17 protein-coding genes are annotated in these 14,720 nt (G+C 60.9%); 9 read left to right on the forward strand and 8 right to left on the reverse strand.

The window, feature by feature from the left end:
- Positions 1-466: hypothetical protein (locus VEC01_RS02610; RefSeq protein WP_324898468.1), on the forward strand; the 466-nt coding region annotated here is incomplete at its 5' end.
- Here the strand turns inward: VEC01_RS02610 and VEC01_RS02615 are convergent.
- A complete protein-coding gene (locus tag VEC01_RS02615; RefSeq protein ID WP_324898469.1) occupies positions 406-1,182 on the reverse strand; it encodes an enoyl-CoA hydratase in 777 nt (258 codons plus the stop codon). The genes VEC01_RS02610 and VEC01_RS02615 overlap by 61 nt on opposite strands.
- A gap of 221 nt (positions 1,183-1,403) precedes the next feature.
- Here VEC01_RS02615 and VEC01_RS02620 point away from each other — a divergent pair, with 221 nt between their 5' ends.
- Entirely contained in the window at positions 1,404-1,937 is a 534-nt protein-coding gene (locus VEC01_RS02620; protein ID WP_324898470.1) for a hypothetical protein, read from the forward strand.
- A 22-nt stretch (positions 1,938-1,959) separates the two neighbouring features.
- Here VEC01_RS02620 and VEC01_RS02625 read toward each other — a convergent pair whose 3' ends face one another.
- A complete protein-coding gene (locus VEC01_RS02625) occupies positions 1,960-3,153 on the reverse strand; it encodes a murein transglycosylase A (RefSeq protein ID WP_324898472.1) in 1,194 nt (397 codons plus the stop codon).
- A 14-nt stretch (positions 3,154-3,167) separates the two neighbouring features.
- Between VEC01_RS02625 and VEC01_RS02630 the strand changes: the two genes are divergently transcribed.
- On the forward strand, positions 3,168-3,305 hold the full coding sequence (locus VEC01_RS02630; protein ID WP_324898474.1) for a hypothetical protein: 138 nt from the start codon (positions 3,168-3,170) through the stop codon (positions 3,303-3,305).
- A 1-nt stretch (position 3,306) separates the two neighbouring features.
- Here the strand turns inward: VEC01_RS02630 and apaG are convergent, their stop codons facing one another.
- Positions 3,307-3,681: a Co2+/Mg2+ efflux protein ApaG gene (gene apaG / locus VEC01_RS02635; protein WP_324898476.1), complete on the reverse strand. Its 375-nt coding sequence runs from the start codon at positions 3,679-3,681 to the stop codon at positions 3,307-3,309.
- A 131-nt stretch (positions 3,682-3,812) separates the two neighbouring features.
- Here apaG and rpe point away from each other — a divergent pair, with 131 nt between their 5' ends.
- From rpe to trpC, 6 genes are all read left to right on the forward strand, one after another.
- Complete coding sequence (rpe, locus tag VEC01_RS02640; RefSeq protein ID WP_324898478.1) at positions 3,813-4,478, forward strand: ribulose-phosphate 3-epimerase; 666 nt, start codon at positions 3,813-3,815, stop codon at positions 4,476-4,478.
- The gene (locus VEC01_RS02645; RefSeq protein ID WP_324898480.1) at positions 4,475-5,167 is read left to right on the forward strand and encodes a phosphoglycolate phosphatase; all 693 of its coding nucleotides are present in this window, start codon (positions 4,475-4,477) and stop codon (positions 5,165-5,167) included. The genes rpe and VEC01_RS02645 overlap by 4 nt, the downstream gene beginning before the upstream one ends.
- Positions 5,168-5,357: 190 nt before the next feature.
- Positions 5,358-6,854 carry an anthranilate synthase component I gene (trpE, locus tag VEC01_RS02650; RefSeq protein WP_324898482.1) on the forward strand — a complete coding sequence of 499 codons (1,497 nt, stop codon included), beginning with the start codon at positions 5,358-5,360 and terminating at the stop codon, positions 6,852-6,854.
- Between the two features lies 1 nt (position 6,855).
- Entirely contained in the window at positions 6,856-7,419 is a 564-nt protein-coding gene (locus VEC01_RS02655) for an aminodeoxychorismate/anthranilate synthase component II (RefSeq protein ID WP_324898484.1), read from the forward strand.
- 13 nt (positions 7,420-7,432) lie between these two features.
- Positions 7,433-8,470 carry an anthranilate phosphoribosyltransferase gene (trpD, locus tag VEC01_RS02660; protein ID WP_324898486.1) on the forward strand — a complete coding sequence of 346 codons (1,038 nt, stop codon included), beginning with the start codon at positions 7,433-7,435 and terminating at the stop codon, positions 8,468-8,470.
- A gap of 5 nt (positions 8,471-8,475) precedes the next feature.
- Positions 8,476-9,279: an indole-3-glycerol phosphate synthase TrpC gene (trpC, locus tag VEC01_RS02665; protein ID WP_324898488.1), complete on the forward strand. Its 804-nt coding sequence runs from the start codon at positions 8,476-8,478 to the stop codon at positions 9,277-9,279.
- Here trpC and VEC01_RS02670 read toward each other — a convergent pair whose 3' ends face one another.
- From VEC01_RS02670 to VEC01_RS02690, 5 genes are all read right to left on the reverse strand, one after another.
- Positions 9,280-11,076 carry a M61 family metallopeptidase gene (locus VEC01_RS02670; protein ID WP_324898490.1) on the reverse strand — a complete coding sequence of 599 codons (1,797 nt, stop codon included), beginning with the start codon at positions 11,074-11,076 and terminating at the stop codon, positions 9,280-9,282.
- Positions 11,077-11,083: 7 nt separating this feature from the next.
- Positions 11,084-11,542: a DUF3429 domain-containing protein gene (locus VEC01_RS02675; protein WP_324898492.1), complete on the reverse strand. Its 459-nt coding sequence runs from the start codon at positions 11,540-11,542 to the stop codon at positions 11,084-11,086.
- 108 nt (positions 11,543-11,650) lie between these two features.
- The gene (locus VEC01_RS02680; protein WP_324898494.1) at positions 11,651-12,637 is read right to left on the reverse strand and encodes an MDR family oxidoreductase; all 987 of its coding nucleotides are present in this window, start codon (positions 12,635-12,637) and stop codon (positions 11,651-11,653) included.
- 115 nt (positions 12,638-12,752) lie between these two features.
- A complete protein-coding gene (locus tag VEC01_RS02685; RefSeq protein ID WP_324898496.1) occupies positions 12,753-13,478 on the reverse strand; it encodes a DsbC family protein in 726 nt (241 codons plus the stop codon).
- A 21-nt stretch (positions 13,479-13,499) separates the two neighbouring features.
- Positions 13,500-14,696, reverse strand: coding sequence for a UbiH/UbiF family hydroxylase (locus VEC01_RS02690; protein WP_324898498.1), 1,197 nt, complete (start codon positions 14,694-14,696; stop codon positions 13,500-13,502).
- Positions 14,697-14,720 lie beyond the last annotated feature (24 nt).

The following is a 14,720-nucleotide window of genomic DNA, read 5'->3' on the forward strand; positions in this document are numbered from 1 at the left end:
CCACCAAGCGCCCACACTTATCGGCTGTTACTTGTTAAAGAACCTTTCTGCTAAGCATTCTTTTGAACGCTTCGCCGCGAATCGTTTTGTTCGTCAGCAGCAGAGAAACGAGATTATGAAGCACCTTTCGGTTTGCGTCAAGCGTATTTCACATCAACTTGTTCGCTTAACTGCTTCTTTTTGCTCAGCTTTTCAGCTTTGCAAGGCTGCCGTCGAATCGTTTTGTTCGTCAGCAGCAAAGAGATGGGATTATGGAGCGCTTTCCAGATATCGTCAACCACTTCGACTCAAAAATCTGAAAAGCTTTTTACCGCAAAACCACATCACTACCTCCCCGGCGCGCCACGTTTTACAGAGCGGAAACCGCTTTTTTCTGCACCGTTTTGCGACGGGAGGCGAACTATATCAAAGGTTTCGGAAGCTTGGCAAGCGCTTTTCCAAAAAGGCTTTCATGCCCTCTTTTTGATCCTCGGTGGCAAAGGTGCTGTGGAACAACCTGCGCTCATATTGCACGCCTTCGCTCAATGTCGTTTCGTAAGCGCGGTTAATCGATTCCTTAACCATCATCACGATCGGCAAGGACATTCCGGCAATTGTTGCTGCTGCTGAAAGCGCTTCATCGAGCAGTTTGTCGGCAGGCACAATACGGGACACCAATCCTGCCCGCTCGGCTTCCGCCGCATCCATCATGCGCCCCGTCAGGCACATGTCCATAGCCTTGGCCTTGGATACCGCCCTCGGCAGCCGCTGCGTGCCGCCTGCCCCCGGAATCGTGCCCAGCTTGATTTCCGGCTGCCCAAACTTCGCGGTATCGGCGGCAATAATGAAATCGCACATCATAGCCAGTTCGCAACCTCCCCCCAATGCGTAGCCTGCAACAGCAGCGATCACGGGTTTGCGGACGCGCCGGATCTGCTCCCAGTTGCGCGTGATGTACTCGCCTTTGAAAACATCCATGTAGGTATAGCTGGCCATCGCGCCAATATCCGCTCCTGCAGCGAAGGCCTTCTCGCTGCCGGTAATAACAACGCAGCCGATGTTGTCGTCAGAATCGAACGCCAATAATGCTGCCCCGAGTTCATCCATCAGCTTGTCATTAAGCGCGTTGAGCGCCTTCGGGCGGTTCAATTGAATCAGGCCGACCTTTTCGCGGGTTTCAACCACGATGTTTTCATAGTTCATTTATGGGCTCCAGAAGAAAAGGGACCACGCCATTGTACCCCTAGACGGCAGCCTTACCCTCCCTCCCCCGGTACGGCCCACAGGTTCCCGCGGTTTGAGAAACCTCAAGCTTGGGACAAGCCGAAGACGTAGGATGAAAAGCCGCAACATCAAATCGGCGGCCAGGTACACCGGTTGCCTCCCCGCTCAACACCCCGCCACAGAACGACGAAAGGCATTCAATGAAGCAATGGAATCCGGCCACGTCTGGCGCCAGGCGTGACGCTGTGAGCGAACAGTGCGAAGCCAACGGGTTCCCCGTCGCGGCGGACACACGGACGACGCCAGACCAAAGCACCGCAGCCCCTCGCCCGGCAGGGCAGTACGAAACACGCTGTGGCGTTCCCGCCCTCAATCAGCTGCACGACGAGCTGCTTGCGGCTTTAGACGAAACAGCGTCCAGCAACGACCGTGAATTCCCCGCCCACTATGAAGCTCTCGTCGCAAAGGTCGAGCTCGCCTTCCGGGAGGAGGAGCAATGGATGGAAGACGCCGGCCTCGTTGATATGCACACTCATCAGGCGGAACATGCGAGGGTACTGGGCGCGCTGCATCATGTACACGCTCACGTGATGGCAGGCGAGTTCGACGAAGGGCGGCGCGTGGCACGAGAATTGATGCCGCAGTGGCTCTCGCTCCATATCGACACCATGGATGCGAATCTTGCGCGGGCTATCCAACGGAGCACTACACACAAACCGTCGGGAAGCGTTTAGCCCCTGACAGTCCTGGCCGCGTTTATCGTGCGGCGGTCGAAGCGGCGCCGGGCCTCGGCAGGAGCACCCACATCTGCCCGCGCTGCTTCATCTTCCCGGCCTTGTCACCGGCGTCCGCACCAAAGCCCCAGAAAAAATCTGCCCTCACCGGATTCCGGATGGCGCCGCCCGTGTCCTGAGCCATCACCAGCCGCTGCAATGGCGTATCCCTTCCCGGCTGCGTCGTTGCAAGGAAAACCGGGGTACCCAAAGGAATGAACTGCGGATCGACCGCAATCGACCGCTGCGGCGTCAACGGCACGCCAAGCGCTCCCTTAGGCCCTTTTCCAGGGTCGGTCAGCTTTTCCTCTTTAAAGAAAACATAACTGGGATTCGCATTCAGCAGTTCCTGCTGACGCGCCGGGTTGGCCTGGTACCAGGCCTTGATGCTCTGCGCCGACGCCTGGTCGAGCGTCATTTCCCCCTTGTCCACGAGATAGCGTCCGATGGACTTGTAGGGGTGCCCGTTCTGATCAGCATATGCGACCCGGATGGTTTCCCTGGTGTCGGTCAGCTGCACTCTTCCGGAGCCCTGCACTTGCAGGAAAAATGCTTCAACAGGATCGTCTACCCACACCAGCTCCTTGCCCGCGAGCGCGTTCGAATGGCTCATTTCCGCACGAGTCGGATAGGGAACGATCCGGTTTCCAACGAGCTTGCCACGCAGACGCAAACTCTTCAGTTCGGGATAGACAGTCCCGAGATCAACTGTCACCAGATCGTCGGGAGCACGATGAAGCGGCGTCTGGAAAGGCCCGCCCCGCTTGCGGGCGCCGCGCAGCAGAGGCTCGTAGTAACCGGTAACCAGGCCGGTGTCCGAGCCATCCTGATTAAATACCTGGTGCGGAACGAAGAATGCCTCGAAGAAGCCGCGTATCGCTTTGTCACTACCGGGCTCGACACCGCGTGCAATAGTGCACGGCTCCTTCCAGTCGGCTTTCTTCATCAGCGTGTCGCAGGACGCGATGAAGGCGGGCCAGGCTTCGCGCAGGCTGTCTTTCTCCCAGCCGGGGATCGCGCCGAATGTCGTCGCCCGCAATAACTCTTTCGGCGCCTCCGGTTTTGCCGGAGGTATGCTCACCTGGGGCTTTGGCGGCTGGTCCGGTGGAACGGTTGTACAGGCGGCGACGGATACGGCAATTGCGGATGCGAGTAGACTTGAGCGTAGGACTGACATGAAGGATGAAGATTATGTGGCTGTTAATGCTTGAGGCCGGTGTTGCACTTTTCCTGCTGGTGTTTATCGTATGGTGGACCATGCCATCGAACAAGAAGCCGAAGACGCCGCCGCAAGCAAAACCGTTGCCGAAAGACGATGCGAAACCTTAATTCAATGCAAGGTCCGTGGCAATGACAAGATGAATTCCGGAATCGGCGCCACAAATTGCTCACCGTCCTCGGCCACGCAGAAATATGAACCTTTCATCGATCCCTGCGGTGTCGCCAGCGCCGTACCGCTGGTGTATTCGAACTGCTCGCCCGGCTGCAGCAACGGCTGATGGCCGACCACACCGAGGCCGCGGACTTCTTCCACGCGGTTGTTCGCATCGACGATAACCCAGTGGCGTGATATCAACTGCGCGGCAACCTGTCCGGTGTTCCTGATCGTGATCGTGTACGCGAACACATAATTTCCGCGCTCTGGCTCCGACTGTTCGGCCAGGTACTGCGTCTTTACTGACACGCTGAATTCATAGGCAGCCATCGGGTTTCCTTGTGGTTCTTGTCACAGCATTGGGGCGACTCGGCGACTGCACATGAAAATTTGCAAAATTGCAATAGTTGAGCAGTGCACCGAACGGGTAAAATAGCGCTTCCTTTTCATTATTGCCTGTCATGCCTATCTACCGCATCGCTCCCAGCATCCTGTCCGCCGATTTTGCCCGCCTGGGTGAGGAAGTCCGCAATGTCGTGGCCGCCGGCGCCGATATTATCCATTTCGATGTAATGGACAACCATTATGTCCCGAATCTGACCATCGGCCCACTGGTTTGCGAAGCGATCCGCCCGCATGTACAGGTCCCGATCGATGTACACCTGATGGTCAAGCCGGTCGACCGCATCATTCCGGACTTTGCCAAGGCCGGCGCCAACATCATTACCTTCCATCCCGAAGCGTCGGAGCATATCGACCGTTCACTGCAGCTCATCCGCGACAATGGCTGCAAGGCCGGACTGGTGTTCAATCCGGCAACGCCGCTGCATTACCTCGATCATGTGATGGACAAGCTCGACATCATCCTCATCATGTCGGTCAACCCGGGATTCGGCGGCCAGTCGTTCATCCCCGAAGCACTGAAGAAGATCGCAGCGGTGCGCCAGCGCATCGATGCCTCCGGCCGCGACATCATGCTGGAGGTCGATGGCGGCATCAAGATCGAGAATATCGCAGAGGCGGCACGTGCCGGCGCCGACACTTTCGTGGCCGGGTCGGCGATCTTCGGCAAGCCGGATTACAAGGCGGTTATCGATGCGATGCGCGGCCAGCTGGCGCAGGCATGAACGCACCGGAATGCTCGCTGCTGACTGACATCCAGGCAGCGATTGTCGATCTCGACGGCACGATGGTGCATACCGCACCCGATTTCCACGTCGCGATCAATCGCATGCGCGCTGACCTCGGACTTGCGCCGCTGGCTATCGACACCATCACGCACTTCGTCGGCAAGGGCACGGAAAACCTGATGCGGCGGGTGCTCGGCGTCGATTACGGCCCAGCCGACGTGGAGCGTCATTTCCAGGCGGCGCTCGCGTCCTACATGGCGCATTACACCGCGATCAACGGCGACTATTCCAGCGTCTATCCGGGCGTGCGCGAGGGATTGGACGCGCTGCGGTCCAAACGGCTGCGTCTGGCGTGCGTGACCAACAAGCCCATAGCGTTCGCACTGCCGCTGCTGGAGAAAACCGGGCTGCGCACCTACTTCGAAACCGTCTACGGCGGCGACTCCCTGCCGCGCAAGAAACCCGACCCCTATCCGCTGCTGAAGGTGTGCGAGGACTTCGGCCTGCTGCCGCACCAGGTGGTTGCGATCGGGGATTCCTCGAATGATGCGCAGGCGGCGCGGGCGGCCGGATGCCGGGTGCTCAACGTCCCTTACGGCTACAATCATGGGGAATCTATACACGACGTCGATTCCGATGGTATAGTTTCAACGCTGCTTGAAGCAGCGCATCTTGTTTCCACATAATCCATCGACATGTTTCTCGCCAAAAAACGTGACGTGACTGCAGTGGGCCGCTATGAGGCCTGGCTGTGGCGACGCTGGCAATCCTGGGCTGCATGACCCATTGCCGCTGACCGCCTGTATGGTCGGCAACGTTTTTTGACAATCCCCCCGCTATTGGCGTCTCGTTCTACAATAGCGCCCGGAGAGACACATGACCGAACTCGAATTCAAATCGCTGGCCGCGCAAGGCTACAACCGCATTCCGCTGATTGCCGAAGCATTCGCAGACCTCGAAACTCCGCTCACGCTCTATCTGAAACTGGCGCAGACGCAGAACACGGGCAGAAATACCTTCCTGCTCGAATCCGTCGTCGGCGGCGAACGTTTCGGCCGCTACTCGTTTATCGGCTTGCCGGCATCCACGCTCATGCGCAGCTACGGCACGCGGACCGAAGTCGTGAAGAACGGCGACATCGTCGAAACGCACGAAGGCAATCCTCTCGAATTCATCACCCAATTCCAGGCCCGTTTCAAGGCGGCGGTACGTCCCGGCATGCCGCGCTTTTGCGGCGGCCTTGCCGGCTACTTCGGCTACGACACGGTGCGCCATATAGAAAAACGGTTGGCCCACAAGGCGCCCAAGGATGATCTCGGCCTGCCCGAGATCCAGTTGCTGGTGACGGAAGAACTGGCAGTCATCGACAACCTGTCGGGCAAGCTTTACCTGATTGTGTATGCCGACCCGACGCAGCCCGAAGCCTATTCAAGGGCGCGCCAGCGGCTGAAGGATCTTCGCGCAATGCTGCGCCGCGCAGTGGACGTGCCGGTGACCTCGGCGTCGGTGCGTACCGATACCATCCGCGAATTCGACAAGGCGGATTATCTGAAGGCGGTCGACCTGGCGAAGGAATACATCATGGCGGGCGACCTGATGCAGGTGCAGGTCGGCCAGCGCCTCAAGAAGCCATATGTCGACGCGCCGCTATCCCTGTACCGCGCGCTGCGTTCGCTCAACCCGTCGCCGTACATGTATTTCTACAACTTCGGCGACATGCAGATCGTCGGCGCTTCGCCGGAAATCCTGGTGCGCAACGAGCAAACCAGCGAAGGCAAGCGCAAGGTCACTATCCGCCCGCTCGCCGGCACCCGGCCGCGCGGCGCAACACCGGAGAAGGACGCACAGCTGGCGACGGAATTGCTGGCCGACCCCAAGGAAATCGCGGAACACGTGATGCTGATCGATCTCGCCCGCAACGATATCGGCCGCATCGCCGAGACCGGCAGCGTGAAGGTCACCGACAAGCTGGTGATCGAAAAATATTCACATGTGCAGCACATCGTGTCGAATGTCGAAGGCACGCTCAAGCCCGAGCTGTCCAATCTCGACGTACTGAAGGCGACCTTCCCCGCCGGCACCCTTTCCGGTGCGCCGAAAGTGCGGGCGATGGAAATCATCGACGAACTCGAACCGGTCAAGCGCGGCATCTACGGCGGCGCCTGCGGCTACCTGTCGTTCGGCGGCGAGATGGACCTCGCAATCGCAATCCGCACCGGTGTGATCAGGGACGGCATGCTGTATGTGCAGGCTGCGGCGGGCGTTGTCGCCGATTCCGTGCCGGAGATGGAATGGCAGGAAACCGAAAATAAAGCCCGCGCGGTATTACGGGCCGCGGAGCAAGTGCAAGACGGACTGGATGGGGAGTTCTGACATGTTGCTGATGATTGATAACTACGACTCCTTCACCTATAACCTGGTGCAGTATTTCGGCGAGCTCGGTGAAGATGTGCGGACCTTCCGCAACGATGAAATCACGCTGGAGCAGATCGCGGCGCTGAAGCCGGACCGCATCTGCATCTCGCCCGGGCCGTGCACGCCGCACGAAGCGGGCGTATCGGTGCCGTTGCTGCAGGAATTTGCCGGCAAGATTCCGATCCTTGGCGTGTGCCTCGGCCACCAAAGCATCGGTGCCGCGTTCGGCGGCAAGGTGATCCGCGCCAAGCAGGTCATGCACGGCAAGACTTCCGTGATCACGCACACCGGGACCGGTGTATTCAAGGACCTGCCCAGCCCCTACACCATCATCCGCTATCACTCGCTGGCAATCGAACGCGAAACGCTGCCGGCATGCCTGGAAGTGACTGCGTGGACGGAAGACGGCGAGATCATGGGCGTGCGCCACAAGGAGTTCAAGGTGGAAGGCGTTCAGTTCCACCCTGAATCCATTCTGTCCGAGCACGGTCATGCATTGCTGAAGAACTTCCTGACTACCTGATTACGGAGACGCCATGCCGATCACGCCGCAAGAAGCACTGCTACGCTGCATCGAACACCGGGAAATCTTCCACGATGAAATGCTGTCGCTGTTCCGCAAGATCATGGGAGGCGAGATGTCGCCGGTGATGGTCGCGGCGCTGACGATGGGGCTGCGCGTGAAGAAGGAAACCATCGGCGAGATCACCGCGGCGGCGCAGGTGATGCGCGAATTCGCAACCAAGGTGCCGCTGGCCGACACCAGCAACCTGCTTGACATCGTCGGCACCGGCGGCGACGGCGCACATACTTTCAATATCTCGACGGCATCGATGTTCGTCGTGGCCGCGGCCGGCGTGCGCGTGGCCAAGCATGGCGGGCGCAGCGTGTCGTCTTCCTCCGGCAGCGCGGACGTGCTGGAAGCGCTCGGCGCGAACATCAACCTGAAGCCGGAACAGGTGGCGCAATCGATCGAGCAGACCGGCATCGGCTTCATGTTCGCGCCGAACCATCATGCCGCAATGAAGCATGCGGCACCGGTGCGCAAGGAACTCGGCGTGCGCACCATCTTCAACATCCTCGGCCCGCTGACCAATCCGGCCGGCGCGCCCAATATCCTGATGGGCGTGTTCCACCCCGACCTGGTCGGCATCCAGGTGCGGGTGCTGCAGCGGCTCGGTGCCAGGCACGCGATGGTGGTCTGGGGCCGCGACAACATGGATGAAGTGTCGCTCGGGGCGGCGACCATGGTGGGTGAACTGGTCGACGGCGAGATCCGGGAATACGAAATCCATCCTGAAGATTTCGGGCTGCAGATGGTGGCAAGCCGCAACCTGAAAGTCACCGGCGCGGAAGAGTCGAAAGCAAAGATCTACGAAGCACTCGACAACAAGCCGGGGCCGGTGCGCGACATCGTCGTCCTGAATGCCGGTACCGCGCTCTACGCCGGCGGTGCCGTCTCCTCCGTGGGGGAGGGCCTGGCGAAGGCGCGCGAGATGCTGGCTTCCGGCGCCGCCCGTGCCAAGCTGGATCAATTTGTGAAAGCGACCCAGCAGCTGGGCGCTGCGAGCTGACCGATATGTCCGATATCCTGAACAAGATCCTCGACGTCAAGGCCGAGGAAGTGGCCGCGGCGAAAAAATACCGCGACCTCGCAAGCCTGCGCCGTGACGTCGAAAGCGATAGCGATGCGCGCCGAGCACTGCGCGGCTTTGAAGCCGGATTGCGGGCGAAGATCGCCGCCGGCGACCCGGGCGTGATCGCCGAAGTGAAGAAGGCGTCGCCCTCAAAAGGCGTGCTGCGCCCCGATTTCCAGCCTGCCGCGATCGCGGAAAGCTATGCGAAGCACGGCGCTGCCTGTCTGTCGGTGCTGACCGACGTGCAGTTCTTCCAGGGATCGCCGGACTACCTGCAGCAGGCGCGCGCCGCCTGCAAGCTCCCGGTGCTGCGCAAGGACTTCATGATCGATCACTACCAGGTTTACGAAGCGCGCGCGTGGGGAGCGGACTGCATCCTGCTGATCGTCGCGGCGCTCGACCAGGGCCTGATGGCGGAACTGGAAGCCTGCGCGCATGAGCTCGGCATGGGTGTGCTGGTCGAAGTGCACGACGGCGACGAACTGGATGCCGCGCTGAAGCTGAAGACTGCGATGCTGGGTATCAACAATCGGAATCTGCGTACCTTCGACACCGCATTGCAGACGACCATCGGCCTGCTGCCACGCATCCCGCCGGATAAGCTCGTTGTCACCGAGTCCGGCATCCTGAAGCCGGAGGATGTGAAGCTGATGCGCGACAACGACGTGCACGCCTTCCTCGTCGGCGAGGCGTTCATGCGGGCGCCAGACCCGGGCGCGGAACTAGGCCGCCTGTTCGGCGGCTGATTACACCGCCTGCGGTTCGAGCAATGCGTTGCGCAGGCGCGCCGCCGCGGCTGGTTTCGCCTGCGGCGTCAGAGTGACTTGCGGTAGGTCGTCAGCTGCAAGCGCCGCGCTGAACGCCATCAGTTCGTCGCGACGGAATACGTGCAGGACAAGTTCGTCGCCGACCCGGTAACGGGACAGCAAGCCATCAAGATTCGCGGCTGTCACGCGCAGGCCGTTCACCGCAACCAGGATATCCCCGGCTGACACACCTGCAAGGTGCGCCGGTCCGCCTTCGTACACGTTCGCAATCTTGCAGTCATTGCCTTCCTTCGCGGTCCTTACGCCGAGCCCCGGCTTCGCATTCTTGCGCTTGTCCTCCCACTCCACCCCGAAGGGTGCCAGCAGCTTCGCAAGCGGCAGGTCTTCCGTGCCGCGCACGTAACGCTCGAAGAAACGCTTGAGCTTGAGCCCCGTGACTTCATCAAACAGGGCTTCGACCTCCGCTTCCGCCACGCCTTTGCCCGCACCGGCGTAGAACTCCCGGCCGTAACGTTGCCATAGCATGCGCATCACGTCGTCCAGGGACTTCCTGCCCCTGGTTTCCGCGCGTATGGTCAGGTCAAGCGCCAGCCCGACCAGTGATCCCTTGGCGTAGTAGCTGACGATCGCGTTCGGCGAGTTCTCGTCCTGGCGGTAGTACTTGGTCCACGCGTCGAAACTGGATTCGGCGACACTTTGCTTGGTCCGCCCGCTGCCGCGCAACACTCCGTTGATGGTCTTGGCGACCAGCTTGAAATAAGCGGCCTCGTCAATCAGGCCGCTGCGCGCCAGCATCAGGTCGTCGTAGTAGCTGGTGAAGCCCTCGAACAGCCACAGCAATGTCGTGTACCCTTCGCTGCGCAGGTCGTAGGGCGCGAAAACGTCGGGTTTGATGCGTTTGACATTCCAGGTGTGGAAGTATTCGTGGCTGCACAGGCCGAGATAGGTGCGATACCCGTCGCTCATCTCCTTCTGTCCCTTGACCGGCAGGTCATTGCGCGAGCAGATCAGCGCAGTGGATGCGCGATGCTCAAGACCGCCATAGCCGTCGCCTACCGCGAGCGTCATGAATACATACCGCCCCATCGGTGCGCGTTTCGACTTCGGCTCGAACAAAGCGATCTGCGCTTCACATACCTTCTTCAGATCAGCCACCAGCCGAGGCATGTCGAGGTTTGGCACGCGGCCGGTGATCACGACATCGTGCGGCACGCCATGCGCCTTGAAGGTCGCGAGCTCGAACATGCCCATCTCGACCGGCGAATCGATCAGCTCGTCGTAATCGGAAGCGATATACGTACCGAAGCCATAGCGCTTCGCCTTCAGCTCGGGCAAGGCCGTCGCCACGCGCCAGGCCTTGAACTGATCGCCATCGGGACGGCGGATATCGACCACATGCGGCAAGTCCTCCTGCCCCTGCACGGCGAGGAACACACTGGTGCCGTTGAAAAATCCGTGCGTCTGGTCGAGATGCGCGGCGCGCACGGACAGGTCCCATGCATAGACTTCGTAACGGAGCACCAGATTTTTTCCACAGGGCGCCGCCTGCCAGGTGTGCTTGTCGAGTTTCTTCAGCGGCACAGCACTGCCCGCGGACTCCGCGCGGATTCGCACGATGTTGCGCGCAAACTCCCGGATCATGTAGCTGCCCGGAATCCAGGCCGGCAGCGTGAAGACCTGGCCCTCGGGGTCAGGTGCCGGCACCGCGAGCGTGACTTCAAAAAGGTGGGCGACGGGGTCTTTCGGGACGATCGTGTACTGAACAGGGTTTTTCATTCGAATTTTATCCTCGGACGTTGGCCGCGATGACGGACAATGCCAATGCTGCGACCACCGCACAGGTCAACCGCAGCCGCAGTTGCAGGAACCAGGACGGCATGCGGTACCAGGCGAACAGGCGCTTGTCGACCTGATAGGCGCCGATGAAGCCGGCCATCAGCATCGCGAAGCCGAATCCGCCCATCAGCGTCGCCGACCAGGCGATCACCGGCGGCAATACGCTCCAGACAAAGGCCTTGCGCGTTTGTTCCTCGGACAACTCGCCCGACAGCAGCGCGGCACTCCAGTGCACGCCGCCCAGGAAGGACAGGATCGCGATGCCATAGGCGAGCTGCCCGCGCAGGAAATAGGCCAGAGAGTCGATCTGCACCAACCAGCAGGCGAGCATCAGGATCAGGAAGGGGAGCGTGCCGGCGACGCCAATGCGGTAGGCGAGCCGCCTGTTGAGAAAGTGATTGTTCATGCGCGCGAGACGAGTAAGCACAGTGGCGGACAGGCGCATAGTGTATCCGCAATTGGCGCCAAAGCCCGCATGCGGCGCGTACCGGCGGCGCCGCGCGAGCCGCATTCATCAGGCGTTGACGTTGACGACCAGCCTGCCGCGCACCTTGCCCTCGAGGATAAGCGGCGCCTTCGCCACCACCTCGCCCAGCGCGATTTCCTGCGTGATCCTCTCCAGCTTGGCCGGGTCAAGATCATGCGCCAGTCTCTGCCATGCTGCCAGTCTGCGCGCCTTCGGCGCCATCACGCTGTCGACGCCGATCAGCCGCACGCCGCGCAGGATGAAGGGCGCGACCGACGTCGGCAAGTCCATGCCCTGCGCCAGGCCGCAAGCCGCGACCACTCCGCCGTAACGCGTCTGTGCCAGCGCATTGGCGAGGGTATGCGAACCCACTGAGTCCACGACACCTGCCCAGCGTTCCTTCTGCATGGGTTTGCCGGGCGCGGCCAACTCGGCGCGGTCGATCACCTCGGCCGCTCCCAGCGCCTTTAGGTAGTCCGCTTCGGCAAGCTTGCCGGTGGAGGCGACAACGCGGCAGCCCCATGCGGACAGGATCGCCGTGGCGATGCTGCCGACACCGCCGGAAGCACCGGTGACAAGGATCTCGGCGCCGTCCCTGGTCGCGCCTTGCTCTTCCAACGCCATCGCGCACAGCATCGCCGTATAGCCTGCGGTGCCGATCGCCATTGCGCTCCTGGCCGGCATCCCGTCCGGCAGCGGAATCAGCCAGTCGCCTTTCAGCCTGGCGCGCTGGGCGAGACAACCCATGTGCACTTCGCCCACGCCCCAGCCATTCAATATAAAGCGATCACCGGCTTTCCACTCCGGATGAGAGGATGCGATCACTTCCCCGGCGCCGTCAATGCCCGGCACCATCGGCCACTTGCGCACCACGGGTGACTTGCCGGTGATTGCCAGGCCATCCTTGAAATTGATGGTCGAGTAGTCGACGCGCACCGTCACTTCACCGTCGGGAAGCTGAGCGTCGTCGAGCTGCGTCAAGCGCGCATCGGTTGTGCCGTCGTCGTTCTTGTTGAGCAGTATTGCGTTGAACATGGGCGCCTCCGTTGTGATATATCCAACGATTATAGTGCGCGGCCGGCGCACGCATCGGGCGCAAAAAATGGCGCGCCCCTTTCGGGTGCGCGCCATTTTGTTACCAAGCGTCCGGTTATTGCTTGATGGATGCGAGTTTGGATTCGAGCGTCTTCATATCCACGGCGCCGGGAATGCGGGTGCCGTCGGTAAAGAAAATGGTCGGCGTGCCGGTAATCTTGAGACGCTGCCCGAGCTCGAAGATCTTGTCGTTGGGCGCGGTGCAGTTGGCCGGCGCGGCTGCCGCTTCCTTGCCCTTCAACATCCAATCATCCCATGCCTTCACACGGTCGGTGGAGCACCAGATGTTGCGCGACTTGATACTGGAATCCTCGGACAGGATGTTGTACATGAAGGTGTAGACGGTGACGTTGTCCATCTCGTTGAGCGTCTGGCGGAAGCGTTTGCAGTAGCCGCAGTTCGGGTCCTCGAATACCGCGATCACGCGCTTGCCGTTGCCCTTGACCATCTTCAGCGCCGAGTCGAACGGCAGGTCGGCGAACTTGATCTTGTTGATTTCGTCCAAGCGCGCCTTGGTCTGGTCCTGCATGGTCTTGGTATCGATGATGCGGCCGACGAACAGATACTCCGCCTTCGCATCGGTATAGAGAATATCGCCGCCGACCCTGACTTCGTACAGGCCGCCGTATGGTGTTTTGGTCACCGAGTCGATCTTGACGCCGTTTCCGAGCCGCGGCTCGATCGCCTTCTTGATAGCGGCTTCCTGCGAAGTCTGTGCAAATGCGGCGCCGGCGGCGAGCGAGAATGCCGCAGCCGCGGCAAATATGGTGAGTTTGGTCATGGTGTCTGTTTATCCAGCCTGTTATTGCCGCTTTCCCATAGCCTGGGAAATCAGCGCCCGTTTTATGACAGGCAATTTATTGACGAGGTTCAATCCAAGGTTGCGGACGATACGAAGTGGTTCGAAATCCGCCGAAAAAAGCCGCTCCAGGCCATCAGTGGCGAGTTGCATCAGAAGGATATCTTCCTTGCGCATGCGCGCATACCTGCCGAGCACGCGCTCGTCGCCGCAGTCACGGTGCGTCTCGCGCTCGACCACCGCCTTCACCAGCGCGGCAACGTCGGCAAACCCTAGATTCATACCGTGTCCCGCCAGCGGATGCACCACATGTGCGGCGTCGCCGACCAGTGCAACACGCGGCGCGACGATCGAGTGCGGACGCATCAGGCGCAACGGAAACGCCTTGACCAGCTCCGGCTGCACCGGTCGCAGTTGTCCGAATTGCGGGGCCGACAATGCCGCCAGTCGTTCAGCAAGCTGCGCCGGCGATTCGCTCATCAATGTCTGCGCCAAGGCTTCCGGCGCCGACCATACGAGGGACAGGCGCTGGCCCGGCAGTGGCAGCAGCGCCACAATGCCCTCTGTCGACGTAAACCACTGGCAGGCGGTGCCGTGGTGCGGCTTTTCGCACTCGAAGTTGGTCACCACCGCCTGCTGTCCGTACGAGCGGTAATCGATACCAATGTCGCATTGCCCGCGGACCCAGGACTGTGCCCCGTCCGCGCCGACGATCAGGGGCGCCGCGATCGAGTCACCGTTATCGAGGCTGACGCCCGCGCCCTGCAGATCGGCATGCATTCCGGTGGCGCGACCGGTGACGATGCGCAGGTTGGGCGCAAACTTGAGTGCCGCATCCAGTGCCGCGCTCAGGTTGCTGTCTTCCACGATCCACGCCAGCGCACCGGTCCGCGCACCATAGGCATCGAAGCACAACTTGCCGGCCTGCTCGCCGTCGCCCTTCACATCCATCGCATCGACCGGCGCCACCCGGGCCGCGTCCAGCGCCTGCCAAACCTTGAGCGAGGACAGCAAGTCATGCGCCACATGGTTCAGCGCATACACCCGCACGTCCCAGCCGCCTGGCAGCAAGGTTTCGCCGCCCCGGCTTTCCGGCGGCACAAGCAAGGTCACGGACAAGCCCGCCTGGGCAAAGCCAAGCGCGGCGGCCTTGCCGACCGCACCGTTGCCGATTACGCAAATATTGCTTTGAAATTGCATGAAACAGGTCCCTGACAGAGACAA

The sequence above is a fragment of the Noviherbaspirillum sp. genome (genome assembly GCF_035627455.1).
GTDB lineage: Bacteria > Pseudomonadota > Gammaproteobacteria > Burkholderiales > Burkholderiaceae_D > Noviherbaspirillum.

Bases quoted from the DNA above. Each gene is read 5' to 3' on its own strand.
- VEC01_RS02625 (WP_324898472.1), bottom strand. From the start codon at position 3,153: ATGTCAGTCCTACGCTCAAGTCTACTCGCATCCGCAATTGCCGTATCC.
- trpC (WP_324898488.1), top strand. From the start codon at position 8,476: ATGTCCGATATCCTGAACAAGATCCTCGACGTCAAGGCCGAGGAAGTG.
- trpE (WP_324898482.1), top strand. From the start codon at position 5,358: ATGACCGAACTCGAATTCAAATCGCTGGCCGCGCAAGGCTACAACCGC.
- apaG (WP_324898476.1), bottom strand. From the start codon at position 3,681: ATGGCTGCCTATGAATTCAGCGTGTCAGTAAAGACGCAGTACCTGGCC.
- rpe (WP_324898478.1), top strand. From the start codon at position 3,813: ATGCCTATCTACCGCATCGCTCCCAGCATCCTGTCCGCCGATTTTGCC.
- VEC01_RS02680 (WP_324898494.1), bottom strand. From the start codon at position 12,637: ATGTTCAACGCAATACTGCTCAACAAGAACGACGACGGCACAACCGAT.
- VEC01_RS02655 (WP_324898484.1), top strand. From the start codon at position 6,856: ATGTTGCTGATGATTGATAACTACGACTCCTTCACCTATAACCTGGTG.
- VEC01_RS02630 (WP_324898474.1), top strand. From the start codon at position 3,168: ATGTGGCTGTTAATGCTTGAGGCCGGTGTTGCACTTTTCCTGCTGGTG.
- trpD (WP_324898486.1), top strand. From the start codon at position 7,433: ATGCCGATCACGCCGCAAGAAGCACTGCTACGCTGCATCGAACACCGG.
- VEC01_RS02670 (WP_324898490.1), bottom strand. From the start codon at position 11,076: ATGAAAAACCCTGTTCAGTACACGATCGTCCCGAAAGACCCCGTCGCC.
- VEC01_RS02685 (WP_324898496.1), bottom strand. From the start codon at position 13,478: ATGACCAAACTCACCATATTTGCCGCGGCTGCGGCATTCTCGCTCGCC.
- VEC01_RS02620 (WP_324898470.1), top strand. From the start codon at position 1,404: ATGAAGCAATGGAATCCGGCCACGTCTGGCGCCAGGCGTGACGCTGTG.
- VEC01_RS02615 (WP_324898469.1), bottom strand. From the start codon at position 1,182: ATGAACTATGAAAACATCGTGGTTGAAACCCGCGAAAAGGTCGGCCTG.
- VEC01_RS02690 (WP_324898498.1), bottom strand. From the start codon at position 14,696: ATGCAATTTCAAAGCAATATTTGCGTAATCGGCAACGGTGCGGTCGGC.
- VEC01_RS02675 (WP_324898492.1), bottom strand. From the start codon at position 11,542: ATGAACAATCACTTTCTCAACAGGCGGCTCGCCTACCGCATTGGCGTC.
- VEC01_RS02645 (WP_324898480.1), top strand. From the start codon at position 4,475: ATGAACGCACCGGAATGCTCGCTGCTGACTGACATCCAGGCAGCGATT.